Origin of the sequence: Hydrogenophaga sp. A37 (assembly GCF_002001205.1) — a bacterium.
Classification (GTDB): domain Bacteria; phylum Pseudomonadota; class Gammaproteobacteria; order Burkholderiales; family Burkholderiaceae_C; genus Hydrogenophaga.
On record NZ_MUNZ01000085.1, the window covers coordinates 46183 to 68501 of the forward strand.

Annotated in this window: 22 protein-coding genes; 7 read left to right on the plus strand and 15 right to left on the minus strand. The window is 62.6% G+C overall.

Annotated features, from left to right (window positions below; translation table 11 throughout):
• Nucleotides 1–50: 50 nt before the first annotated feature.
• The gene (locus B0E41_RS08095; protein ID WP_077330570.1) at nucleotides 51–809 is read left to right on the plus strand and encodes a protein phosphatase 2C domain-containing protein; all 759 of its coding nucleotides are present in this window, start codon (nucleotides 51–53) and stop codon (nucleotides 807–809) included.
• 10 nt (nucleotides 810–819) lie between these two features.
• Here B0E41_RS08095 and zapE read toward each other — a convergent pair whose 3' ends face one another.
• The 5 genes from zapE to B0E41_RS08120 all read right to left on the minus strand — a co-directional run bounded on the left by zapE (nucleotide 820) and on the right by B0E41_RS08120 (nucleotide 8284).
• Complete coding sequence (gene zapE / locus B0E41_RS08100; protein ID WP_077330571.1) at nucleotides 820–1917, minus strand: cell division protein ZapE; 1098 nt, start codon at nucleotides 1915–1917, stop codon at nucleotides 820–822.
• Between the two features lie 12 nt (nucleotides 1918–1929).
• Nucleotides 1930–3357 carry a dihydrolipoyl dehydrogenase gene (gene lpdA, locus B0E41_RS08105; RefSeq protein WP_077330572.1) on the minus strand — a complete coding sequence of 476 codons (1428 nt, stop codon included), beginning with the start codon at nucleotides 3355–3357 and terminating at the stop codon, nucleotides 1930–1932.
• Between the two features lie 63 nt (nucleotides 3358–3420).
• Nucleotides 3421–4680, minus strand: coding sequence for a 2-oxoglutarate dehydrogenase complex dihydrolipoyllysine-residue succinyltransferase (gene odhB, locus B0E41_RS08110; RefSeq protein ID WP_077330573.1), 1260 nt, complete (start codon nucleotides 4678–4680; stop codon nucleotides 3421–3423).
• Between the two features lie 94 nt (nucleotides 4681–4774).
• The gene (locus B0E41_RS08115) at nucleotides 4775–7666 is read right to left on the minus strand and encodes a 2-oxoglutarate dehydrogenase E1 component (RefSeq protein WP_077330574.1); all 2892 of its coding nucleotides are present in this window, start codon (nucleotides 7664–7666) and stop codon (nucleotides 4775–4777) included.
• Nucleotides 7667–7909: 243 nt separating this feature from the next.
• Nucleotides 7910–8284 (minus strand): metalloregulator ArsR/SmtB family transcription factor, encoded by a 375-nt coding sequence (locus B0E41_RS08120; RefSeq protein ID WP_077330575.1) that lies wholly within the window; start codon nucleotides 8282–8284, stop codon nucleotides 7910–7912.
• Between the two features lie 28 nt (nucleotides 8285–8312).
• Between B0E41_RS08120 and B0E41_RS27725 the strand changes: the two genes are divergently transcribed.
• Nucleotides 8313–8447: a hypothetical protein gene (locus B0E41_RS27725; RefSeq protein ID WP_290440843.1), complete on the plus strand. Its 135-nt coding sequence runs from the start codon at nucleotides 8313–8315 to the stop codon at nucleotides 8445–8447.
• On the opposite strand, the gene B0E41_RS08125 is transcribed toward B0E41_RS27725, so the two are convergent.
• The 3 genes from B0E41_RS08125 to B0E41_RS08135 all read right to left on the minus strand — a co-directional run bounded on the left by B0E41_RS08125 (nucleotide 8428) and on the right by B0E41_RS08135 (nucleotide 12026).
• Nucleotides 8428–10329: a propionate--CoA ligase gene (locus B0E41_RS08125; RefSeq protein WP_077330576.1), complete on the minus strand. Its 1902-nt coding sequence runs from the start codon at nucleotides 10327–10329 to the stop codon at nucleotides 8428–8430. The two genes, B0E41_RS27725 and B0E41_RS08125, sit on opposite strands and share 20 nt — an antisense overlap.
• A 197-nt stretch (nucleotides 10330–10526) precedes the next feature.
• Nucleotides 10527–11132, minus strand: a complete 606-nt coding sequence (locus tag B0E41_RS08130; protein WP_077330577.1) for an isochorismatase family protein — start codon at nucleotides 11130–11132, stop codon at nucleotides 10527–10529.
• A 93-nt stretch (nucleotides 11133–11225) separates the two neighbouring features.
• On the minus strand, nucleotides 11226–12026 hold the full coding sequence (locus tag B0E41_RS08135; RefSeq protein ID WP_171984705.1) for a TetR/AcrR family transcriptional regulator: 801 nt from the start codon (nucleotides 12024–12026) through the stop codon (nucleotides 11226–11228).
• Between the two features lie 271 nt (nucleotides 12027–12297).
• Here B0E41_RS08135 and B0E41_RS08140 point away from each other — a divergent pair, with 271 nt between their 5' ends.
• Nucleotides 12298–12870: a C40 family peptidase gene (locus B0E41_RS08140; protein WP_077330579.1), complete on the plus strand. Its 573-nt coding sequence runs from the start codon at nucleotides 12298–12300 to the stop codon at nucleotides 12868–12870.
• Nucleotides 12871–12982: 112 nt separating this feature from the next.
• Here the strand turns inward: B0E41_RS08140 and B0E41_RS08145 are convergent, their stop codons facing one another.
• From B0E41_RS08145 to B0E41_RS27095, 3 genes are all read right to left on the minus strand, one after another.
• On the minus strand, nucleotides 12983–13837 hold the full coding sequence (locus tag B0E41_RS08145) for a 2OG-Fe(II) oxygenase (RefSeq protein WP_216350744.1): 855 nt from the start codon (nucleotides 13835–13837) through the stop codon (nucleotides 12983–12985).
• A 379-nt stretch (nucleotides 13838–14216) separates the two neighbouring features.
• Entirely contained in the window at nucleotides 14217–14666 is a 450-nt protein-coding gene (locus B0E41_RS08150; protein ID WP_077330580.1) for a hypothetical protein, read from the minus strand.
• Between the two features lie 114 nt (nucleotides 14667–14780).
• Nucleotides 14781–14942, minus strand: coding sequence for a hypothetical protein (locus B0E41_RS27095; protein ID WP_171984706.1), 162 nt, complete (start codon nucleotides 14940–14942; stop codon nucleotides 14781–14783).
• Nucleotides 14943–14993: 51 nt separating this feature from the next.
• Here B0E41_RS27095 and B0E41_RS08155 point away from each other — a divergent pair, with 51 nt between their 5' ends.
• The 3 genes from B0E41_RS08155 (at nucleotide 14994) to B0E41_RS08165 (ending at nucleotide 17377) form a co-directional block, all read left to right on the plus strand.
• The gene (locus B0E41_RS08155; RefSeq protein WP_077330581.1) at nucleotides 14994–15767 is read left to right on the plus strand and encodes a Crp/Fnr family transcriptional regulator; all 774 of its coding nucleotides are present in this window, start codon (nucleotides 14994–14996) and stop codon (nucleotides 15765–15767) included.
• A 216-nt stretch (nucleotides 15768–15983) separates the two neighbouring features.
• A complete protein-coding gene (locus tag B0E41_RS08160; protein ID WP_077330582.1) occupies nucleotides 15984–16784 on the plus strand; it encodes a Crp/Fnr family transcriptional regulator in 801 nt (266 codons plus the stop codon).
• Between the two features lie 146 nt (nucleotides 16785–16930).
• Entirely contained in the window at nucleotides 16931–17377 is a 447-nt protein-coding gene (locus B0E41_RS08165) for a PRC-barrel domain-containing protein (RefSeq protein ID WP_077330583.1), read from the plus strand.
• Nucleotides 17378–17528: 151 nt separating this feature from the next.
• On the opposite strand, the gene B0E41_RS08170 is transcribed toward B0E41_RS08165, so the two are convergent.
• Together B0E41_RS08170 and B0E41_RS08175 are read right to left on the minus strand one after the other, a co-directional pair.
• Nucleotides 17529–18203 carry a hypothetical protein gene (locus B0E41_RS08170; RefSeq protein ID WP_253194694.1) on the minus strand — a complete coding sequence of 225 codons (675 nt, stop codon included), beginning with the start codon at nucleotides 18201–18203 and terminating at the stop codon, nucleotides 17529–17531.
• Between the two features lie 198 nt (nucleotides 18204–18401).
• On the minus strand, nucleotides 18402–18632 hold the full coding sequence (locus B0E41_RS08175) for a hypothetical protein (RefSeq protein ID WP_077330584.1): 231 nt from the start codon (nucleotides 18630–18632) through the stop codon (nucleotides 18402–18404).
• A gap of 224 nt (nucleotides 18633–18856) precedes the next feature.
• Between B0E41_RS08175 and B0E41_RS08180 the strand changes: the two genes are divergently transcribed.
• On the plus strand, nucleotides 18857–19087 hold the full coding sequence (locus B0E41_RS08180) for a hypothetical protein (protein ID WP_077330585.1): 231 nt from the start codon (nucleotides 18857–18859) through the stop codon (nucleotides 19085–19087).
• Nucleotides 19088–19153: 66 nt separating this feature from the next.
• Here B0E41_RS08180 and B0E41_RS08185 read toward each other — a convergent pair whose 3' ends face one another.
• Nucleotides 19154–20863 carry a DUF4038 domain-containing protein gene (locus tag B0E41_RS08185; RefSeq protein ID WP_077330586.1) on the minus strand — a complete coding sequence of 570 codons (1710 nt, stop codon included), beginning with the start codon at nucleotides 20861–20863 and terminating at the stop codon, nucleotides 19154–19156.
• Between the two features lie 36 nt (nucleotides 20864–20899).
• On the minus strand, nucleotides 20900–22219 hold the full coding sequence (locus tag B0E41_RS08190; RefSeq protein WP_077330587.1) for a sorbosone dehydrogenase family protein: 1320 nt from the start codon (nucleotides 22217–22219) through the stop codon (nucleotides 20900–20902).
• Between the last annotated feature and the right edge of the window lie 100 nt (nucleotides 22220–22319).

Consider the following 22319-nt stretch of genomic DNA (forward strand, 5'->3'; position numbering starts at 1 on the left):
TACCATCCGACACATTCCCCGCCCCCGCTTCACTCTCAAAACAAAATCCCATGTCCAAAGGCTATCGCATTCACGCGTCCACCGGCATCCACCGGGGTGACCGAGACTACCAGCAGGATCAGGTGTGCCTGTTGCACCATCCTCGCGAAAGTGGCTGCCTGCTGGCCGTGGTGGCCGACGGCATGGGCGGGCGCAGCGGCGGGCGCAAGGCCTCTGATCAGGTGATGCTGACCTCGCGCCAGCTGTTCGAGCGCTACGACCCCGAGACCGACGACGCCTCGTCTCTGCTGAGACAGATCGTGGAAGAGTCGCACCTGGTGATCAAACTGACCGCGGTCTCGGCTGAACAGGAACCTCACAGCACCATCTCGGCATTCCTCATCAATCCGGGCGGCAGCAGCTACTGGATCCATGCCGGCGACTCGCGCATTTACCACTTCCGCAACGGCGCGATGGTGTTCCGCACCATGGACCACTCTTACGTACAGACCCTGGTGAACCAGGGCGAGATCACAGAAGAAGAGGCGCTGGATCACCCGCATTCCAACATCCTCATGGGCTGCCTGGGCACCGACAACGATCCACCGGTGGACATCCATGTGATTCAGCAACTGAGCCCTGGCGATGCCATCATGGCTTGCAGCGACGGGGTGTGGCACTACTTCACGCCGAACGAGTTGGCCAGCACCATCGCGATGCTCTCGCCCCGCGAAGCATGTGAGTTCCTCATCCAGAAAGCCCGCACGCGGGCAAAAGGCATGGGGGACAACCTCTCGATGACCATTGTCAAGCTCGAACCCCTGACCTGACCTTCCCGGCTCAGGTCAGGCCTGTGTCCACCTGCCGGTGTTCCAGAGCCAGAAATTCCGCAGATTGCATTTCAGTGAGCCTCGAGACCGTGCGGGGAAACTCGTGTGACATCGGGCCTTCGGTGTAGAGCTGCTCCGGTGGCACCGCCGCCGACATCACGAGTTTGACGCGCCGGTCGTACAACACATCGATGAGCCAGGTGAAGCGCCGCGCCTCCGAGGCTTGGCGCACCGACATCTGCGGCACGTTGGACAGCATCAGCGTGTGGAACTGGGTGGCGATTTCCAGGTAGTCGTTTTGCGAGCGCGGTCCGCCGCAGAGCGTGCGGAAATCGAACCAGATCACACCGCCCGCCCGGCGCAGCGCCTGTATCTGACGCGCCTCGATGTGCATCACCGGGTCTTGGTCGGCCATTTCAGCCAGCTCACCAAACGTTTGCTCCATCGCCGCATCGGCCAGGGGACCCAGCGGGCAGTGGTAGAGCTCGATGTGGGTCAGCGTGCGCTGTCGGTAGTCGGTGCCGTTGTCCACACTGAGCACCTCCAGCCGCGATTTCAACAGCTCGATGGCGGGCAGGATGCGGTCGCGATGCAGACCGTCCGGGTACAGGCCGTCGGGGTGGAAGTTGGAGGTCGTGACGAAACCCACACCCGCCTTGAACAGTGCGTCCAGCAGGCGGTGCAGGATCATGGCGTCGGTCACGTCCGCCACGTGGAACTCGTCGAAACAGATCAGCTTGTAGCGCTTGGCCATGCGCGCGCCAAGCTCGTCCAGCGGGTTGACAGTGCCCTGCAGCTCACGCAACTCGCGGTGCACCTCGCGCATGAACTCGTGGAAGTGCAGCCGCGTCTTGCGCCGGATCGGGACCGCGTTGTAGAAGCAGTCCATCAGGAAGCTCTTGCCCCGCCCCACCCCGCCAAACATATAGACCCCGCGCGGAATCTCCGGGTTGACGAACATCTTCTTCAGCGCGTTGGAACGCCGCTGCTTGTACGTCGCCCACTCAGACGCACACCGCTCCAGCGCGTCGATGGCACGCTGCTGGGCGGGGTCGGTGGTGTAGCCGCGCTCGACCAGCGCGGCTTCGTAGGTGCTGCGGACGGACAAGGGCGAACCGGGTCAGAAGTTCAGCGTGCGCTTGTCAACGGCCAGCGCGGCTTCCTTCGTCGACTCGGAGAGCGACGGATGGGCATGGCAGATGCGCGCGATGTCTTCGGCCGAAGCCCTGAACTCCATCGCCATCACGGCTTCGGCAATCAGCTCGGACGCCTGCGGGCCGATGATGTGCACACCCAGGATCTCGTCGCTCGCGGCGTCGGCCACGATCTTGACGAAGCCGGTGGTGTCACCCAGCGCTCGGGCGCGGCCGTTGGCCAGGAACGGGAATTGACCCGCCTTGTAGGCCACGCCTTCAGCCTTGAGCTGCTGCTCGGTCTTGCCCACCCAGGCAATTTCCGGACTGGTGTAGATCACATAAGGGATGGTGTTGAAGTTCACATGGCCATGCTGGCCTGCAATGCGCTCGGCCACCGCTACGCCCTCTTCTTCTGCCTTGTGCGCCAGCATGGGGCCGCGCACGACATCGCCCACCGCCCAGACGCCAGGCAGGTTGGTGCGGCAGTCAGCGTCGACCATGATGGCCCCGCGCTCGTCGAGCTGCAGACCGACGGCTTCGGGGTTCAGGCCAATGGTGTTGGCCACGCGGCCGATGGACACGATCAGCTTGTCCACTGCCAGCTCCTGGGCTTCGCCCTTGGCATTGGTGTAGGCCACGCTGACGCCCTTCTTGCCGTTCTTGATCTCAGCGATCTTCACACCCAGCTCGATCTTCAGGCCTTGTTTGGTGAAGACCTTGAGCGCTTCCTTCGCCACGCCTTCGTCGGCCGCCGGCAGGAAAGCGGGCATGGCTTCCAGCACCACGACCTCAGCACCCAAGCGGCGCCAGACCGAGCCCATTTCCAGACCGATCACGCCAGAGCCGATCACGCCCAGCTTCTTGGGCACGGCGCCGACGCGCAGCGCACCGTCGTTGGACAGCACGTTGACTTCGTCAAATTCCGCACCAGGCAGCGCACGGGCGTTGGAGCCGGTGGCCACGATGACCTGCTTGGCCGCAATCACTTCTTCGGCAGCACCGGCCACCTTGATCTGATAGCCACCGTCGGCGGCAGCCACGAACGAGCCGCGACCGTGGAAGAACGTGACCTTGTTCTTCTTGAGCAGATAGAGGATGCCGTCGTTGTTCTGTTTCACGACGCCGTCCTTGCGGGCCATCATCTTGGCCACGTCCATCGTCACCTTGCCGGTGCTGATGCCGTGGTCAGCAAAGTGGTGGGTAGCGTGCTCGAAGTGCTCGCTGGACTGCAGCAGTGCCTTGGACGGGATACAACCGACGTTGGTACAGGTACCGCCCGGGGCCGGGCCGCCAGCGGTGTTTTTCCACTCGTCGATGCACGCGACCTTGAAGCCCAACTGGGCAGCGCGGATGGCTGCGATGTAGCCGCCGGGGCCGGCGCCGATCACAACGACGTCAAATGCTTGAGACATGTTTGTTCCTGAATGGGGTTGGACAAACGCCCCCGAAGGGGCGTCTGGACTTTCGCTGTTCGATCAGATGTCGAAGAGCAAACGGGCCGGATCTTCCAGCGCTTCCTTCATCGCCACCAGGCCCAGCACAGCTTCGCGGCCGTCGATGATGCGGTGGTCGTAGGACATGGCGAAGTAGTTCATCGGGCGCACCACGACTTGGCCGTTTTCCACCATGGCGCGGTCCTTCGTGGCGTGCACGCCGAGGATGGCCGACTGCGGCGGGTTGATGATGGGGGTGGACATCATCGAACCAAAGGTGCCGCCGTTGGAGATGGAGAAGGTGCCACCGGTCATGTCGTCCATGCCCAGCTTGCCGTCCTTGGCCTTCTGGCCAAACTCGGCAATCTTTTTCTCGATCTCGGCAAAGCTCATCTGGTCGGCGTTGCGCAGGATGGGCACCACCAGGCCACGCGGCGAACCCACCGCGATACCAATGTCGAAGTAGCCGTGGTAGACGATGTCGTTGCCATCCACCGAGGCGTTGAGCACCGGGAACTTCTTCAGCGCGTGCACGGCGGCCTTCACGAAAAAGCTCATGAAGCCCAGCTTCACGCCGTGTTCCTTCTCGAACCGTTCCTGCATGCGCTTGCGCATCTCCATGACCGGGGCCATGTTGATTTCATTGAAGGTGGTCAGGATCGCGTTGGTGGCCTGCGACTGCAACAGACGCTCGGCCACACGGGCGCGCAGACGCGTCATGGGCACGCGCTCTTCAGGGCGGTCGCCCAGATCGGGTGCGACCGTGGCCACCTGCGGCAACACCTTGGTGGGTGCACCGGTGGGGATGGCGGCGGGAGCGGCGACAGCCGCCTTGGGCGCAGCGGCGGCGCCGAGCACATCGCCCTTGGTGACGCGACCGTCCTTGCCGGTGCCGGGCACCGAGCCCGGTGCCATGCCGCCGTCGGCCATCAGCTTGGCGGCTGCGGGCATGGCCACGCCGGCCTTGCTGGTGGATGCAGCAGCAGCGGCGGCTGGCGCGGCAATGGGGGCAGCCGCCGGAGCGGGCGCGGCGGCGGCTGGCGCGGCAGCACCTGCCACCGCAGCTGTGTCGATGCGAGCGATCAGCTGCTCGGCGGCCACCGTGGCGCCATCGCCCTGGAGGATTTCGACCAGCACGCCCGACGAGGGTGCAGGGCATTCCAGCACGACCTTGTCGGTCTCGATCTCGATCAGGGTTTCATCCACGGTGACGGCGTCACCGACCTTCTTTTTCCATTGCAGCAGGGTGGCCTCGGCCACGGACTCGGAGAGCTGCGGAACTTTGACTTCTACGATTGCCATGTTCTTGTCCTAGAAATATTGCGTTCAGGGTTGGGCGTTGGGCGGGCCAGGCGCGCGCTGCGCGCACTGAGCCAACCGCTCAACGGGCCAACAGTTACTTGGTAAGAATGAAACCCTTGAGCTTGCTGAAAGCGGCTTCGATCAGGGTCTTCTGCTGCTCCTGGTGCAGGTGCGCGTAACCCACGGCCGGCGATGCCGACGCGGCGCGGCCGGCGTAACCCAGCTTCTGCCCGTCAAGCATGTTCTCGTGGATGTAGTGCTGCACGAAGAACCAGGCACCCTGGTTTTGCGGCTCGTCCTGGCACCACACGATGTCGGTGGCGTTCGGGTACTTCTTGAGTTCGGCAGCGAACACCTTGTGGGGGAACGGGTACAGCTGCTCCACACGCAAAATGGCCACGTCGTCGTCGCCGCGCTCTTCGCGCTTCTTGACCAGGTCGTAATAGACCTTGCCCGAGCAGCAGATCACGCGCTTGACCTTCTCGGCCTTCTTGGCCACGTCCGGATGGCTGTCCGGAATCACGGTCTGGAAACCGCCTTTGGTGAACTCGGACAGCGGCGAGGTCGCGTCCTTGTTGCGCAACAGCGATTTGGGCGTGAAGATGATCAGCGGCTTGCGCAGGTTGCGGATCACCTGGCGGCGCAGGACATGGAAGATCTGGCTGGCCGTGGTCGGCTGCACCAGCTGCATGTTGGTGTCTGCAGCCATCTGCATGAAGCGCTCCAGGCGGGCCGAGCTGTGCTCGGGACCCTGACCTTCATAGCCGTGCGGCAGCATCAACGTGATGCCGTTGACGCGACCCCACTTCACTTCGCCAGAGGCGATGAACTGGTCGATCACCACCTGTGCGCCGTTGGCGAAATCGCCGAACTGGGCTTCCCAGATCACGAGCGTGTTCGGGTCGTTGGAGGCATAGCCGTACTCAAAGCCCAGCACCGCCTCTTCGGACAGGATGGAGTCGATGACCACGAACGGGGCCTGGTTGTCGGCCACGTTCTGCAAAGGCGTGTAGGTGCCTTCGTTCCACTTTTCGCGGTCCTGGTCGTGAATGACAGCGTGGCGGTGCGTGAAGGTGCCGCGCCCGCTGTCTTCGCCAGAGAGGCGTACCGGGAAACCGCTGGCCACGAGCGAAGCGAAGGCCATGTGCTCGCCCATACCCCAATCCACTGGAATGTCGCCACGGCCCATGGCCGCACGATCGGCGTACACCTTCTTCACCAGTTGGTGCGGGGTCACGCTCTCGGGGATGGTGGTGAGGCGGTCCGAGAGCCGCTTCCACTCGGCCATCGGGATGGCGGTGTCGCCCGCATCGGTCCACTTCTTGCCCAGGAAGGGCGACCAGTCCACCGCGAACTTGCTCTTGAAGTTGGTCAGCACCGGGTCCACGGTGTGGCGACCGGCGTCGAGCGCGGCACGGTAGGCCTTGGCCATGTCGTCGCCCAGCGACTCACCCAGGCCTTGAGCGGCCAGCTTCTCGGCATACAGCTTGCGGGTGCCTGGATGCGCGCCGATTTTTTTGTACATCAGCGGTTGGGTCAGGCTCGGGGTGTCCTGCTCGTTGTGGCCCAGCTTGCGGAAACAGATGATGTCGAGCACCACGTCCCGGCGGAAGGTCATGCGGTACTCCAGCGCGAGCTGGGTGGCCAGCACCACGGCTTCTGGATCGTCACCGTTGACGTGCAGCACCGGCGCCTCAACACCCTTGACGATGTCGGTGCAATACAGCGTGGAGCGCAGGTCGCGCGGGTCGGAGGTGGTGAAACCGATCTGGTTGTTGATGATCAGGTGCACCGTGCCGCCCGTGCTGTAACCGCGGGTGGCCGCCAGCGCCAGGGTTTCCTGGTTCACGCCCTGACCGGCGAAGGCGGCGTCGCCGTGCACCAGCACAGGCAACACCTGCTTGCCCAGCGGATCGCCGCGGCGGTCCATGCGGGCGCGCACCGAGCCCTCGACCACCGGGTTCACGATTTCCAGATGAGACGGATTGAACGCCAGAGAGAGGTGAACCGGGCCACCGGGGGTGGTCACATCCGAGCTAAAGCCCTGGTGGTATTTCACGTCACCGGCGGGCAGCTCTTCGGGCGCGGTGTGGTCGAACTCGGCGAACAGGTCCTTGGGCATCTTGCCCAGGATGTTGACCAGCACGTTCAGGCGGCCACGGTGGGCCATGCCGATCACGATCTCCTGCACGCCTTGCGTACCGGCCTGCTGGATCACCTCGTCCATGGCGGCGATGAAGCTCTCGCCACCTTCGAGCGAGAAACGCTTCTGGCCCACGTACTTGGTGTGCAGGAAACGCTCCAGGCCTTCGGCCGCGGTCAGGCGGTCGAGGATGGCTTTTTTCTTGTCGGCATTGAATGCCGGCTTGCTGCGGATCGATTCCAGCTTTTCCTGCCACCAGCGCTTTTGCGTCTGGTCGCTGATGTACATGTACTCGGCTCCGACGCTGGCGCAATAGGTTTCGCGCAGGGCGTTGAGCAGGTCGCGCAAGGACATGACCTCCTTGCCGAAGAACGTGTTGCTGGTGTTGAACACGGTCTCGAAATCGGCATCGGAGAAGCCGTAGAACGAGGGATCGAGTTCGGGGATGTGGTCGCGCTCGGTGCGCTTGAGGGGGTCCAGATCGGCCCAGCGGGAGCCGACGTTGCGGTAGGCAGCAATGAGCTGCTGCACGGCCACGCGCTTGCGACCCAGATCGGAGTCGGCGCCAGCGGCCACAACGACGCGGGTACCGCCTTGCTTGGCGCGCTCGGCAAAGGCGTTGATGACGGGCAGGTGAGGCACGTCACGGGCATCGGTGCCGTCGACAGCCGGCACGTGCTGCAAGGCGTCAAAGTAGCTGCGCCAGTTGTCTGGAACGCTGCCGGGGTTGTTCAGGTAGTTCTCATACATCTCTTCCACGTACGGCGCATTGCCGCCGAAGAGGTACGAGTTGTTCTGGAAGGCAACATAGACGTTGCTCCCGTTCGATGGGGAATTGCTCATAAATCCGCTGACCTCCGCTTCCCTCTGGGAAACATTAGCTGGTTAAAGAAACCTCCCGCGACACGGCTGGACCGATTGGCGGATGCGACAGTGACTGTGGAAGGACCTGACTGCAGCCCGCGATTGTGCCATTGCCTGATCAGCAGCGGTGCGGAGATTGCTGGTTAACGGTGCATTGGCACCGAATTGGCGTGCGGGTGTTGCGAGACGGCGAAGCGACAGCCCACCGTCAGCTTGCGCGCTTCAGACGCCGACGCGGGGCGACAGGCGCTCAGAGGCCGGCACTGCGCTGGGTTCGTCCATCTCGATCGCGATCTGCGTGCAGACGGTGCGACACAGGGTCACCGCCTTCTCGCTCTGGACACGGTAAATGACCTGCGTGCCTTCCTTGCGCTTGGCCAGCACGCCGGCTCGGTACAGCAGGTTCAGGTGTTGCGACAGGTTGGGCTGTGTGGTCTGAATCTCCAGCAACAACTGGGACACGGACTTTTCCTTGTCGCACAGCGCGCTCAGGATACGCAGCCGCATCGGCGTGGCCAACACACCGAACAGCTCGGCGGCCAGTTCGAACACACGGACCTTCTCGATGTGGGCGTCAGACCCGATCATTTGTTCCATGGTGCACCACACTTTTGTCAATATAAGCATGGATCATACTGACTTCAAGCGGACTGTCACCCGCTCAAAATACACCCAGGAGTTCAAAAAAAACCGGCGCACCTTGCGGGTGACGCCGGTGTTTTTCAGCCTGGAACACGGCATCAGGCCTGCAGGTCCTTGATTTGCTGCAGGGCGGCGGGGTCGTCCATGGTCGTCAGGTCTCCGGGGTCTCGCCCCTCACACACCGCCTGTATGGCGCGTCGCAGCAGCTTGCCGCTGCGGGTCTTGGGCAACACGTTGACGAAACGAACCCGGGCCGGCCGGGCCACGGCACCCAGTTGCTCGTCCACCAGCTTCATGACCTCGCCTTCAAGCTTCAACCGCGCCGCGTCGTCGCCCAGCAACGAAGCGTCCTTGACCACGGCGAACGCCATCGCCACTTGGCCCTTGAGCTGGTCGGCCACGCCCACCACCGCCACTTCGGCGATCTTCGGGTGACTGGAAATGCTTTCCTCAATCTCGCGTGTGCCCAGGCGGTGACCGGCCACGTTGATCACATCGTCGGTGCGGCCAAGAATGAAGTAATAACCGTCTTCGTCGCGGATGCCCCAGTCAAAAGTGCTGTAGACCATCTTGCCCGGCACGCTGGACCAATAGGTCTTGACGAAGCGAGCGTCGTCGCCCCAGATCGTTTGCATGCAGCCCGGTGGCAACGGACCCTCGACAGCGACCACGCCCTTCTGGTTGCCGCCCTGCAGCTCGGCGCCGGTCTGGTCGTCGAGCAGTTTGACGTTGTAGCCGTACACGGCCTTGCCCGGCGAACCGAACTTGCTCGGCGCTTGCTCCACCCCGTTGCAAATCGCCAGGATCGGCCAGCCGGTTTCGGTCTGCCAGTAGTTGTCGACGATGGGCTTGCCCAGCTCGTCGGAAATCCACTTGGCGGTCGGCTCGTCCAATGGCTCGCCCGCCAGGAACAGCGCCTTGAGACTGGACAGATCGTATTTCTTGATGAAAGACGGGTCGTACTTCTTGAGCACGCGCACGGCCGTCGGCGCACTGAACATCACCGACACCTTGTACTTCTCGACCAGGCTCCACCAGATGCCCGCGTCCGGCCGGATCGGCAGGCCCTCGTACATGATGGTCGCCATGCCACCGATGAGCGGCCCATAGATGATGTAGCTGTGCCCCACCACCCAGCCGATGTCGCTGGTGGAGAAATAGGTTTCGCCTGGCTCACCCATGTAGATGTGCTTCATGGACGCGGCCAGCGCCACGGTGTAGCCACCGGTGTCGCGCTGCACACCTTTGGGCTTGCCGGTGGTGCCGCTGGTGTAGAGCGTGTAACTAGGGTGCGTGGCATCCACCCACTCGCAGGGCACCACGGTGTCCATGTGCTTCGCGCGCTCGACCTCATAGGCCACATCGCGCCCTTCCACGGCGCTGAATGGCGCCAGTCCGCGGTTGACCATCACCACCTTCTGCGGCTTGTGGGCGGACAGTTTGATGGCCTCGTCCAGCAGGGGCTTGTACTCCACCACCTTGCCGCCGCGCGAACCGGCATCGGCGCTGACGATGACGACCGGCGAGGCGTCTTCGATGCGGCTGGCCAGCGAATGGCTGGCGAAACCGCCAAACACCACCGAGTGAATGGCGCCAATGCGCACGCAGGCCAGCATGGCAAACGCGGCTTCGGGAATCATGGGCATGTAGATCAGGACACGATCACCCTTCTTCACGCCCTGGTCTTGAAGGATGGCGGCCATGCGCTGCACTTCCGCGTGCAGTTGGCGAAAGCTGTAGATGGTCTCGACGTTGGTCTCGGTGGACACAAAGATCAGCGCGTTTTGTTCGGCACGCTCTTTCAGGTGCCGGTCCACCGCGTTGTGGCACAGATTGGTCAACCCACCTTCGAACCAGCGAGCAAACGGTGGATTGTCGTAATTACAGACGCGATCAAAGGGTTTGTGCCAATCCACTAGGGCCGCCTGCTCCGCCCAGAAAGCGTCTCGCTCTTCAATCGAGCGTTGGTGAAAGGCGGCGTAACCTTGTGGATTGCCCATGAAAGTCTCCTGCAAGTGGTGGTTCGAAACGACAGAAACAGCTTTGTGATGGACGCTGAAATGCAGCCATCGAAACTGAATTCATAATTATGAAGCCCAGACTTTCGGGAGTCTGACACTCGCCGACTGGTGGCGGTGTACAAACGTTGATGGACCCGCTGCCTTGAGGCTGCGGGTCGGCATACATCCGGTTCGCCTTACTTGATCAAGGCTTGAACATCACGGAAAGATGGATGCTCGGCGCTGCGCAACCACTCAAACAGCACCATTTCAGTTGTCGTCAGCTCGCAGCCTGCGCCCGCGAGTCGGTCAAACGCAGCGTCCCGGTTGCGCTCGGTACGTGACCCGCAAGCATCGGTGACCACCCAGACGTCGATTTCCTGTTCCACCAATTCGAGCGCTGTCTGCAAGAGGCACACATGCGCCTCGCAACCGGCCAGCACCACGGTGTTGCGCTCGGCAACCGGTGCGGCAGGCTTTTGCAGATGGCGCGGCAAGCTTCGGGCATTGCCCCCGGCTTGTTGACGGGCTGGCGGCCTCAGCCACTCCACGAGGCCATCACTGGCCGCGCTGAAGCTCATCTTGGTCAGGGTGCGCTGGCACAACTCGCGCAAGGCCGGATCGTTGGCGCCCAGCTTCTCGGGGTTTTGCTCGGTGCCGAAGGCCGGCACGCCCAGCAGGCGGGCCGCGCGCGCCAAGCGCAGCGCGTTGGCCAGCACAAGTTCGCGCTCGGGCATGGCCGGCATCAGGCGCTCTTGGTAGTCCACAAGAACCAGTTGGGAATCGGTCAAGTCAAGCAGCATGGTCTGTGTCCTGTGGGGTGTCTTGCATCGCGCCAGTTGCGCGCGCTGCCGATTGTGACAAAACCAGATCGTCTGAAAGACACCGATGGCGAGTCAGGCGGTGAACAAGTCACCCTGCTCAGTGACTTCTGCACCCGACGCAATGCGCGCACCCGCGAGCGTCAAGTCCAACCAGCGTTGAATGCTCAGCATGAAACGCGCCTCCATCGCGGCCTGACTACCCGCTCTTTTCGGGCCCTGCAACACCAGCAACCCCAGGCCGTAGGCCAACACTTCGCCATGCAACTGCAGGGCAGTTTCGGGCGACAGGCCTGTGGCCTGCAAAGCTTCCAGGCACGGTTGCAATGCATCGGCCAGCTGCGCAAGCAGCACAGAAGCCGGGCGCTCATTTGGGGGCACTTCGGGCAGGTTGCCATGACCACCGTGTAGAACCAGTTGCAAACGCTGGGTGTCACCAGCAAGGCTGCCCCACCATGCCAGCGACCGGTCGATGAACAACTGGCGGGCAACCAGCTCATGGCCTGGAACAGGCGTCCCGTCCGCTCTGGCGCGCGCGCCCCGCTCGGCGCGGGGGGCCTTCTGCGCCTTGACCTGCTCCCCCAGTTCGTGGATCACGCGCAGCTGCAATGCGGACAGGATGGCATCTCGCCCCGGAAAGTACGCGTACAGCGCGCCTGCGGTGTAGCCCGCGCGCTGAGCCAGCTGGCGCATGTTGAACCCTTGAGAACCCGTCTCTCGCCAGAGATTCCACGCCACATCCAGCAGTTGAACCCGCCGTTCATCACCAAAACGCTGTTGCCGCAGTTGCCGATCCAGGACCCGCTGCTGCATGTGCTGCACCTGCTCAGGTGTCAGCACGGGGGTGATCACATCAAATTTAACGGTCATGGGCATCGGTGACATGCTGCAAATAACTTTAAATGTTCAATTATATGAACGTTGTTCAAAATAATAAACCCAAAACAAGCAATTCAAGAATGTTTGATAGCTTTGATCCCGATCAATGAAACCCACGCCACTGGTAGATGTTGACCCATGGACCACTTACCTCTTTTGTGTTCACAAGAGCTCCAAATCAGCGTTTGGGAGAAATTCTCAACAGAATCAATATGCTGCAGCTCATACCTCGCTTGACTTGCTACCTTTCAGGCGATAAGCTGCGTCGATGCGTCGTGTGATCCCTATGCTCCTGCTGATAACTTGTGCCTTGGCACAGGCCGCACCAACAGAAGGAGAAGGCAGCTTCGACGACATGAATCAGTTGCTTGAGGAACGGGGCGTGATCTCGCGCCTTGGATCGCAGCTGAAGCTGGCCCGGAACAATGTGGGTGAAAGGGCCTCGGACCTGGTCATGAGTGCCATGGGGTTCTTGGGTGTGCCTTACCGGTATGGTGGAAACAGCGCAGACACGGGCTTTGATTGCAGCGGCCTGGTGCGGGCCGTGTTCGAGCAATCCGTCGGCAAAATCCTCCCCCGGCGTGCCGACGAACAGGCCGCAGCCACTCAAACCATCGATAGAAGCGAGCTCAAACCGGGCGATCTCGTGTTTTTCAACACCATGCGGCGAGCATTCAGCCACGTGGGGATCTACGTTGGCGATGGCAAGTTCATCCATGCACCCCGGACGGGCGCATCAGTCCGGGTGGAAGACATGCGCATGTCTTATTGGCAAACGCGTTTCAACGGAGCGCGTCGTGTGACCTTGCAGGGCGGTGCTGACACCGCCTCTTCGCGTTGATCTGATCTGGAGGCTGGTGGGCGAGCGACCACAGCCGTGCAGCGCCCCCTATTACCCTATTAAGAACACGGCAGGACCTCAACGAGATGCCCTGTCGGCACCTCGTCAGCCATCAACCCCGCTTCTGGATGGACTTGCTGAAAAACCGTTCACGCACGCGGCGCACGGTGCGCCAGATCACTGGTGGGGCGAAGTCCTGACCCATGCGCCACATCACACCCTTGAAACTCTCGTCAGGCCGGGCCTTGAAGATGGTGGTGTGAATGCCATCGTCCTCGCCTTTCGGACGGCCGTTGGTGTAGTAATACAGCGCGAGCGACTTGCGGGTCATGTCTTCCGGACAATTGAGCGGGTCCGGATGACCATGGAAAGAGTCGCTGGTGGTCGTGAAAATGGCCAGCCGGTTGAACACAGGAAGAATCTTGTCGCCGCAGAACTTGGTGTCCTTGTCCCACAGCTCCAAGTAACCACCGTACTCTTCTTTCCAGTCTTTGTTGAGGTACAGCAGGATGTTGATCCGGCGGTCGAGAAACAGGCTGTCGTGCTTGTTGAAGTCGGCGTGCAGTTTCAACAGTCCGCCACGACGGATCTGGTGCAAACCACCACCGCGCAACAGTGGATCGGGGATCAGGTTGGGAATCCCTGTGACTTTTTCCAAGAACCGCAGGAAAGGGATCGAATGAAACTGGTAGAACAGGTTGCGCGTGACGGGGCCGAACTTCGTTTCATCCGCGCACACCAGCTTGATCTCGGTCTGGCGGTTGTAGTTGTGCCAATCAATGTCGGCCGGCTTCGGAAACTCGGCCAGCACCGCCTCGGCCACGTCCTGCGGCAGAAAGTTGTCGAAGTGGATGTGAGGAAATGGGGATCCCGCTGCGTACTTCTGCGCGCTCTGCTCGGCCAGCAGGTCGAACCTGGGGTCATCAAACACAAAACGCTCACTCAAATCCACTGTCGCCATGTCCATAGAGACCTCGGTAGTACGTCAGAAATTGCCTCGGGGCCGATGCATTGGTGTCGGCTGCTGCTGTGGCCAGGCTCAATGCTCAAAAAGGAGATGACCCGCACCAGTTGGTGCGATCACTCAAGGCATCACGCACAACTTTGGGATGCTAGTGCGCAAGACTTAAGGATTGTTTAAGCATCGAGCCGAACCGACCAACATGCCAAGGCGCAGAGGCATGTCGCATGGCCCCGAACACCAACGGGGGCGACGCAGTCGACACAGGCCAAGATGGTCATTGAGGCCATCTCGGTCGCTGGCGTTGCCACAAGACAAAAGGCCAGGAACCGTTACCCCGCCGCTGGTTCAGGCCCCCCTTTTCAGGAGCGCATGGTTGTGGATGTCAATATTTCAGATCTTTGGCGCTGACCTTCAGGCCCGCCAACTCACAGGTCAAAAATTCCAGCCCATTGACCCGCGTGAAATAGCCTCTGGACAACCCCCGGTAAGCGTTTAGTTTGTCTTGCGAAACCGAGGACAGCATCAGGGCGTTCTTCTCTTCTGGCGTGATTTTCTTGGCCAGCAACCGGGTCGCTCGGCTGTCGAAGCAGGCCTCTGCGCTCAGGTGTTTGTAGGCCATGTCTTCCTGGTAGCGTCGCTCCGACAGACTGCGTTCGATGGTCTGCCGGTACAAGGCCACGTAGGCGCTGGCGGCCTCGTTGATCTCTGAGTGGTCGTATTGGGTGACCGCCGCCACAAACTTTTCAGGCACCGGTGGTATCGACTGCGATGTGGAGCATCCCGCAAGCGCCACCACCACCCAGACAGACACGGGGAGTTGAACGTGTTTCATATTGTTGTTCCCTTTTAAGCATTGAAGATTCGAGACTCAAGCACCCGGCAGAAGCCACCGTTCCAGGAAACTCATCGGCAAAGGCCATGCGTCATTGAGCCGATATACATCTTTTTACAAACGCTCAGGGCTCGTGCAGCACTCGACCCTGCGGCCCGTGATGTCGCGCGCGATGCCGAAGGTGCAGAACGTCTTGCTTTGTGCGTCGCGCAGCGGACCCTTGGTGACGAGAATGGCCTCGCTGGCACTCTTGGCAATGGCGGCGAGGAGCTGCATGGCCCGCTGGCTGACCTCATCATTCCAAGCCACCCTGCGCCACAATCACCCATGACATCCCCTACCGCATCCTTCGAACCAGCACCCGCCGCCGCACTCCCCTGCGCCCAGTGCCACTTGCGGTCACTGCATCTGTTCCAGTCCCACGAACCTGCCGAACTTGAGCTCGTGCAGTCGCTCAAACGCCGTGACATGCGCCTGTTGGTGGGGCAAGCGCTGATCCACGAAGGTCAGGTCGACGCACCGCTCTACACACTGCAATCCGGCTGGGCGTTCCGCTTCAAGACGCTGAGCGACGGGCGCCGGCAGATTCTCAATTTCCTGCTCGCGGGCGACTTCATCGGCGTGCAGCAGAAGATGGGCGACGCCGCCGCCCACGGGGTCGAAACGCTGACCGATGCCGTGTTCTGCGTGTTCCAGCGCGACTCGCTGTGGGAGATTCACCGCCGCTCGCCCAGCATGGGCTTCAATGTGACCTGGCTCACTGCACACGAAGAGTCGCTGGTGGACGACACCTTGCTCTCGGTGGGCAGGCGCAACGCCGAAGAGCGCATCGCCACCTTGCTGATCCTGCTGTTCAAACGCGCCGCTGCGCTGCAGGTCGATGCCGGCGCGAACGGTGTACCGTTTCCCTTGACACAGCAACACGTGGCCGATGCGCTCGGGCTGTCGCTGGTGCACACCAACAAGACGCTGCGCAAGCTGGAGCGCCGTGGCCTGCACCACATCGGGGACGGTCGACTGTTCATGCGCGACGTGAAGGCGCTCGCTCGCCTGGCCGACCTCTACGGCGACGGGCGCCCACCCGTGCGCCCCCTGGTGTGACAACGGCCTACTGAGAACCGTCCACGCAAGCGGGGTCCGCTGACACCCCGTAACACCTTGCTCGGCACACATGTCTTTGTACACAGTGAAAAGCTGACCGGCCTCCTACATTGAGTTCAACCCTGCTTCCCGCCTTTCAGGCCCGCAGGGACATCGAAAGACCCCGTGGCTTTCAAAGCCTGGGTCGCCGATGGACGCAATGACCAAGGAGGCCGCATGACAGCCACCACTTCACGGTTCAACACGAACCAACTGCTCGCCACCCTCTCCAGCGCCGAGTGGCAGCACCTGGAGCCCGACCTGGAATGGGTCGACCTCTCGGCCGGAACCGAGCTGCATGCGAGCGGCAAGGCGCTGCGCCATGTGCACTTCCCGGTCACCGCGACGGTGTCGCTCGTGTCCTCGATGGCCGACGGCGCGTCAGCCGAGGTGGCCGTGGTGGGCAGCGAAGGCATGGTCGGCATCTGTGCCTTCATGGGCAGCGCCAACGCCTTGAGCGACGCGGTGGTGCAACGACCCGGCCACGCCTGGCGCATGAGCACAGCGGACGTGCTGCACCACACCCGCCGATCGCCCGACTTCATGCAAAAACTGCTCGGCTACACCCAGGCCTTGTTCACGCACATGGCGCAGTGCTCGGCCTGCAACCGCCACCACGCACTGGACCAGCAACTGTGCCGCTGGCTGCTGCAGCACCTGGACCGCCAGGAAGGATCCGACATGCAGATCACACAAGAGCGCATCGCCAGTCTGCTGGGTGTGCGGCGTGAGGGTGTCACTGGCGGTGCGCTCAAGCTGCAGAAGGCCGGACTGATCGAATACCACCGCGGCCACATCTCCATCATCGACCGCAGCGGACTGGAAACGCGCAGCTGCGAGTGCTACGGCGTGGTGCGGCAGGCCTATGACCGCCTGTCCTGTGCCCACGGCACAGCAACACCGCGCCGATCAGCCGGCATGGCTCACCTGGGTCTGGTCAGCGCGGTGGTGCGTCGCCAGTCCTTGCAAGCCGCCTGAGATTTGCGGGAACGCGCCCACGGTGCCGAAAGAGGCCCGAAGCGCGCATCCTGCATCCCACCTGCAGGCGGCGCACGTGCCCTCCAGCCACTGCCGCACGCAGACCCGCCATCCCTCCCCGACACCCCCTATTTCAGGAGCCCCCCATGAACTACGAAGAACGCGACAGCTTTGGCATCTACGCCGCCACCACCGTCCTGGACGACACCGTCCCCAACCGCAATCGCGGCCCGGGCCCCTACCTGATGGGTGCCGACACCTTGCTCGACAACGACGTGGTCAATACCAAGGACGAGGACCTGGGTGACATCAAGGAAATCATGCTCGACATGCGCACCGGCCAAGTGAGCTACGCGGTGCTGTCGTTCGGCGGCTTTCTGGGCCTGGGCGAGAAGCTGTTCGCCGTGCCATGGTCTGCGCTGAAGCTGGACACCGACAACAAACGCTTCGTGCTCGACGCGAGCAAGGACCGCCTGGAAAGCGCACCCGGCTTCGACAAGGACAACTGGCCCGACATGGCCGACGCGGCCTGGGAAAAGGGCGTGCACGACTTTTACGGCACCCAGCCATACGTCGACCCGCGCGGGACCTGAGCGCCGTCCGGCCGCTCCGAAGGCGCTCAGCCCCGCATTGCGCAGCACGGAGGGTAGTCCAGTGGGCACCGCCAATGCGCCGGCCGCGGGGCGGGCGCGTGTGAATCAACTTGAGGTCGCGCATCCTGTTGCGCGGTCTTTTTGCGGGCAGTCAGGGCACGCGGCCAAACACCTGTTCGAGGCTCAGGTGGTCCGGCAGCACATAGATGGCGGCGGCCTGGGCAGAGAAAACGGGCAGCAGGTGGGCGTCGAAGAAAGCGGCCGGCACGTTGATGCAGCCGTAGGAAATACGGTTGTCTTCAATGGTTTCAGAGGCCAGACGCTGTAAGCGCCTTTCAGCCGGTTGGTGCGCACGCACGCGGTGCATGGACACGGCCGCTTCGTAGTCGACCCACACCACGTCTTCGCCGGTGAGGTTGCTCCCCAGCTTGCCATTGAAGCGGCCTGCCGGCGTGGTGCGTTCTTCGGGCAGCACGTCGGCAATGGCCTTTTGGCCGATGCCGGGCACCGAGTGATCGCCCAAGGCCGAACCGATCAGCACGGCCGTGTGGGCCTGCAGGCGTGCCGCGCTGTCGAACACATAGAGGCGCGCCGCCTGCTTGTCGACCACGACAAACGGCATGGCAGCATGGTCTTGCGTGGTGGCGCTCCAGTCTGCGATCCGTTTCACCCGGTCTGAAACCGGTGTGCCACCCAGATCGGCAGGGCGTGATAAGGCGACCGTGAACAAGGATGCGCCGGTCGCGGACGGGATCGCGTTCGCCTGCGGCGGCGAGCCGCTCGGCACCATCAGCGCCAACAAACTCAGACCTGCGATGACGCCCATGCGCAATTCGCCGATCAGACGCGCAACACCCCATCCCGACACGGGAGGTGATGCAGCCATACCCACACAGCGAAGTGCTTTCGCGGGATAGGGGGCAAGTCGCATGTGAGTTCAGCGCAATCAAACGAGAAGGGAATCGGCCCAACGCCCTCCCTCACCGGTGCGAAGGGAGGATGTCAGGCCGTGTTCACGGGCGGATCAGTTGCGGTCAGCGCGCACCAGGGGTTGCTCCATGGTGGATGCATCCTGGTTCATGGCGGGTGTGTTCATGCTGCCGCTCACGGACGGTGTCACCGAAGGCTGTGCCTGAACCGTGGGTTCGGTTGATGGCGTGACCGTGCCTGAAGTGGATTGGGCATAGACGAAGCCGGCAGAGCCGACCACCGCGAGTGCCGTCAACGAAGCAGTGAGAAATTTGGACGTGAGCATGGAAGTTTCCTTTCGGCTGCAAGCAGCACAGTTCGAGTTCAGCCGGAGATTGCCGACCGACTTTCAGCATGGGCGGGAGCCGGTACAGGGTCTGTACGCCTGCGAACCAATGGCCTGCTTGCAGATGTAAGACTTTGAGTCGGGCGTGGCCGCTTGTGTGCGCTGCCGAACCGACGAACCAACGTGTCTGCGCCAAGCTACCTCGTCACAAAGAAGGAACAGTAATGGCTCAAATCGCGCACATTGTTGGCAAGGTCGAGTACCGCGGTGGCGATGGTCCAGCCGTGGAGATACGTGAAGGTCCGGTGGAGGTTTCGGTGTCCATCAACGATGCCACCTTGAGCTGGGTCGAAGAGGAAGTCCACGGCTCAGCTGCCATGCCCATCGCCGACTTCCGTCGCTATGTGAAGGAAGGGAAGATCAAGCTCGACGGACCGTTGCAGGTCGAGGCCTGAAGCTGAAGCGCCCGCCTCCCCACCATGCCACCGCCCCTGGGTGACGTGATCTGCATGGCGCCGGATTCAGCGGATGGGCTGCAGCAACAACAGCCAGTCGCTTTCACCGGCGGCGTTCGTGCGATCAGGTTGAACGTGCATCTGGCGACCGCGAACCTCGAACTGAACGGCGTGTTCATCGAAATTGGTGGGATCGATCCAGATCGCTTTCACCGGCTTTTTGAACGGGGCCAGATCGATGCTGAACGACTGGTCTGACACCGTGTAGGCGATGGCCATCGATTGTTCCCTGGCGATGCCCATGGCCACGGGGGCTTGACGCGACTGAAGCCACCCCAGTTTGTGCACGACGCGCCTCAGACGCGGTCGATGCTGCAACCAGCCTTCCAATCGGCCGATCTGAACCGGTTGCGGCTCGACCTCATGCCAAGGGAGCGCCTCCAGGAATTGTTTGGCCAGGCCCATTTGTCTGGCGCCGGGAAGGTGCATCGCCTGAACCCAGGGCATGTTGCCCCAGCAGGATCCTGACGGAGAAGGTCCGAACGGCTGCTCAACCGCATTGACCTGCCAGATGCCATTGGCGCCGTAGGTGTGCCCGGCCAGACCGCTGTTGAGCGCATGCGCCCAGAAGGCTTCGCGTGCGTTCCGCGCCGTCACGGTGGGGCCGATCTCCAGACCCTCGTAGCGGGCCTCCGCGCTGATCACCGGCATGGCCGGCTGCGCGCACCACCCTTGCCACGCGCGCAGGGCGTGGTGTGGCGTGGGCGACCCGTGACCTGTCTGCTGCATCTCAAAGTCGAGCAACGTGATGTCCGTGACCGAATCACGCGCGCTCGTGACGGGATGGGTGGTGATCAGGCGGCCAAAACCGTTGATGCTGCGCATGTGCGCCATCACCTGACTCCAGTCCGATGCCAGCTGGATCCGTGAAGCCGCCTTCTGGGCATGGTTCTCGAGGTACCACGGCATGGTCTGCTCACCGGCTGCGGCCCAGACCACGGGCAGCGCACCCCAGCGCGCGATCAGGTAGCGCCAGTGGCGTTGCATATTGTCCAGACCGATCATGGGCAGGTAATAACCCCATGCCCCCAGGATGCAAGGCACCAACCCTTGCTCGACCAGATGGAAGATCCGCTGATCGGCTTCATCAAAAAAGCGGGGATTGATCCGGCTCAGGTCCTCTTCCCAGCAGAAGCCACTGGAACTCAAGCCTCTTTCGTCAAACAGCGGCATGTCGGGATACAGACCCGCGACCAGCTGGATTACGTTGAAGCCGGTCTCCTTCCTGTTTCGCGCCAGCGCCTTGAAGTCCTCTGGCCAGGACAGGCGCCCGCACAGCCCCATCCACCAGGTGTCGCCCAGCCAGAAGAACGGCGTTCCGTCCGCGTGACAGAAATGGCGCCGATCCGCCGATACCTGTATGCCACCGTGTTTGTAGAGCGGGTTGTCGCCGCGATACGGTTCGATGTGCACTTCACCGACCTGACCATGCAAGGAGGGGTTGCCTTCGTCGCTGCACAAGGTTCGAAATGCATGAGCGCCTGTTTCAGACGAGGCATACCGGACACACCAGGTGGCTTCACCGGCCCAGAAGGCAGGAACCACCACGGTTGTCCCACCGGGTGCCGTGAAGGCCACGTCCAGCACGACGTCTTTGAAGGGCTCCGCATAGGCGGTCGTCGACTGCAAGCGGATCTCAGTCACCTGGTGCTGGTGTGCCTTGAAAGGGGTTGTTTTCAAATCAGGCGGCTCTCGGGTTGAAGGGTGAACAGTCACACGACTCTACCGGGGCGCCGAGGGGCAAGCTTGGGTTCAGGGGTTCGAGCCGGCGCCGGTGACGCGCCAGATCACGTCGCCCACGTCGTCGGCCACCAGCAATGAATGCGCATCCAGCCCGATCACCACACCCACCGGTCGACCGTACGACACCGATTCGTCGGGCGCCAGGAAGCCCCAGAGGATGTCGCGCACAGGGCCTGCGGGTCGGCCGTCGGCGAACGGGACGAACACCACCCGGTAGCCGCTGAGCGTGCTGCGGTTCCACGAGCCATGCTGCCCGATGACCATGCCGTCGACGTCGAAACCCGGCAGCGTGCCGGCCGGCATCCAGCACAGGCCCAGCGATGCGGTGTGCCCGCCCAGCGCGTAGTCGGGGGTCAGTGCGGTCGCCACTTTCGCCGCGTCCTGCGGCACACGGTCGTCGACCGTCTGGCCCCAGTAGCAGAAAGGCCAGCCATAGAAGCCGCCCTCGGTGACCGCCGTCAGGTAATCGGGTGGTGTCTCGTCTCCCAGGCCGTCGCGCTCATTGACCACCGTCCACAGGCGCCGGGTGACCGGCTCCCAGGCCATGCCCACGGGGTTGCGCAGGCCGCTGGCAAAGACGCGGCAATGGTTCGTCTCCAAGTCCAATTCATAGATGCAGGCCCTGCCCTCCTCGACCTCCAGACCGCCTTCGGCGATGTTGGTGAGCGAACCGACACCGACATAGAGCCGCCGGCCGTCCGGGCTGGGCAGCAGGCTGCGCGTCCAGTGGCCGTCAGGTTTGAAAGTGGTCAGGCGCCGCGCCGGCGCGCTGATCGAGGTGTCGCCCTCGGCATAGGCAAAGGCCATGACACCGTCGGTGTTGCCCACATAAAAGGTGTCGCCCAGCAGCGCCATGCCAAAGGGTTGACGCTGGTTCTCCAGCAAAACATGCCGCTCTTCGGCCACGCCGTCCCGGTCGGCGTCGCGCAGCAGCGTGATCCGGTTGGGGCTCTCGCCAAAGGCCGCCGCACGGCGCATGGTGGCGACCATCGCATGGTCGAACAAGGTCTGGGGTTTTCCGCCAGACTGCAACGCCTCGGCAACCGTGACGTCGCCGTTGGGCAGCACCAGCATCCAGCGCGGATGCTTCAACCCGGACGCAAAGGCGTTGACCTTCAGACCGGGGGCCGCCGTCGGCAACTGGCCTGGCGCCCAGCCGCGCGCGGTGGGCATCTTCAAGGTCGGAATGCGCCCCTGCGGGCGGCCCGCCGGGATCTGCGGAGCGTCCCCCACCGCCGGGCTTTGCGCACCGCCTTGAAGACTGCGCCACTTCACGGCACCGGCCCCCACCAGGGCCACCACACGCGCCAACACATCGTAGAAACCCATGGCATCGTTCCTCGTCTGGACTTGAAGGGCTGGGCAAAGGCGTCCACCCCGGTCGTTGCCATTGTCGGGCTCCAGACAGCCCAGCGGCGCCACCTCACCG

Bases quoted from the DNA above. Each gene is read 5' to 3' on its own strand.
- B0E41_RS08095 (WP_077330570.1), top strand. From the start codon at position 51: ATGTCCAAAGGCTATCGCATTCACGCGTCCACCGGCATCCACCGGGGT.
- lpdA (WP_077330572.1), bottom strand. From the start codon at position 3,357: ATGTCTCAAGCATTTGACGTCGTTGTGATCGGCGCCGGCCCCGGCGGC.
- odhB (WP_077330573.1), bottom strand. From the start codon at position 4,680: ATGGCAATCGTAGAAGTCAAAGTTCCGCAGCTCTCCGAGTCCGTGGCC.
- B0E41_RS08115 (WP_077330574.1), bottom strand. From the start codon at position 7,666: ATGAGCAATTCCCCATCGAACGGGAGCAACGTCTATGTTGCCTTCCAG.
- B0E41_RS08120 (WP_077330575.1), bottom strand. From the start codon at position 8,284: ATGGAACAAATGATCGGGTCTGACGCCCACATCGAGAAGGTCCGTGTG.
- B0E41_RS27725 (WP_290440843.1), top strand. From the start codon at position 8,313: ATGGATCATACTGACTTCAAGCGGACTGTCACCCGCTCAAAATACACC.
- B0E41_RS08125 (WP_077330576.1), bottom strand. From the start codon at position 10,329: ATGGGCAATCCACAAGGTTACGCCGCCTTTCACCAACGCTCGATTGAA.
- B0E41_RS08130 (WP_077330577.1), bottom strand. From the start codon at position 11,132: ATGCTGCTTGACTTGACCGATTCCCAACTGGTTCTTGTGGACTACCAA.
- B0E41_RS08135 (WP_171984705.1), bottom strand. From the start codon at position 12,026: ATGCCCATGACCGTTAAATTTGATGTGATCACCCCCGTGCTGACACCT.
- B0E41_RS08140 (WP_077330579.1), top strand. From the start codon at position 12,298: ATGCGTCGTGTGATCCCTATGCTCCTGCTGATAACTTGTGCCTTGGCA.
- B0E41_RS08145 (WP_216350744.1), bottom strand. From the start codon at position 13,837: ATGGACATGGCGACAGTGGATTTGAGTGAGCGTTTTGTGTTTGATGAC.
- B0E41_RS08150 (WP_077330580.1), bottom strand. From the start codon at position 14,666: ATGAAACACGTTCAACTCCCCGTGTCTGTCTGGGTGGTGGTGGCGCTT.
- B0E41_RS27095 (WP_171984706.1), bottom strand. From the start codon at position 14,942: ATGCAGCTCCTCGCCGCCATTGCCAAGAGTGCCAGCGAGGCCATTCTC.
- B0E41_RS08155 (WP_077330581.1), top strand. From the start codon at position 14,994: ATGACATCCCCTACCGCATCCTTCGAACCAGCACCCGCCGCCGCACTC.
- B0E41_RS08160 (WP_077330582.1), top strand. From the start codon at position 15,984: ATGACAGCCACCACTTCACGGTTCAACACGAACCAACTGCTCGCCACC.
- B0E41_RS08165 (WP_077330583.1), top strand. From the start codon at position 16,931: ATGAACTACGAAGAACGCGACAGCTTTGGCATCTACGCCGCCACCACC.
- B0E41_RS08170 (WP_253194694.1), bottom strand. From the start codon at position 18,203: ATGGGCGTCATCGCAGGTCTGAGTTTGTTGGCGCTGATGGTGCCGAGC.
- B0E41_RS08175 (WP_077330584.1), bottom strand. From the start codon at position 18,632: ATGCTCACGTCCAAATTTCTCACTGCTTCGTTGACGGCACTCGCGGTG.
- B0E41_RS08180 (WP_077330585.1), top strand. From the start codon at position 18,857: ATGGCTCAAATCGCGCACATTGTTGGCAAGGTCGAGTACCGCGGTGGC.
- B0E41_RS08190 (WP_077330587.1), bottom strand. From the start codon at position 22,219: ATGGGTTTCTACGATGTGTTGGCGCGTGTGGTGGCCCTGGTGGGGGCC.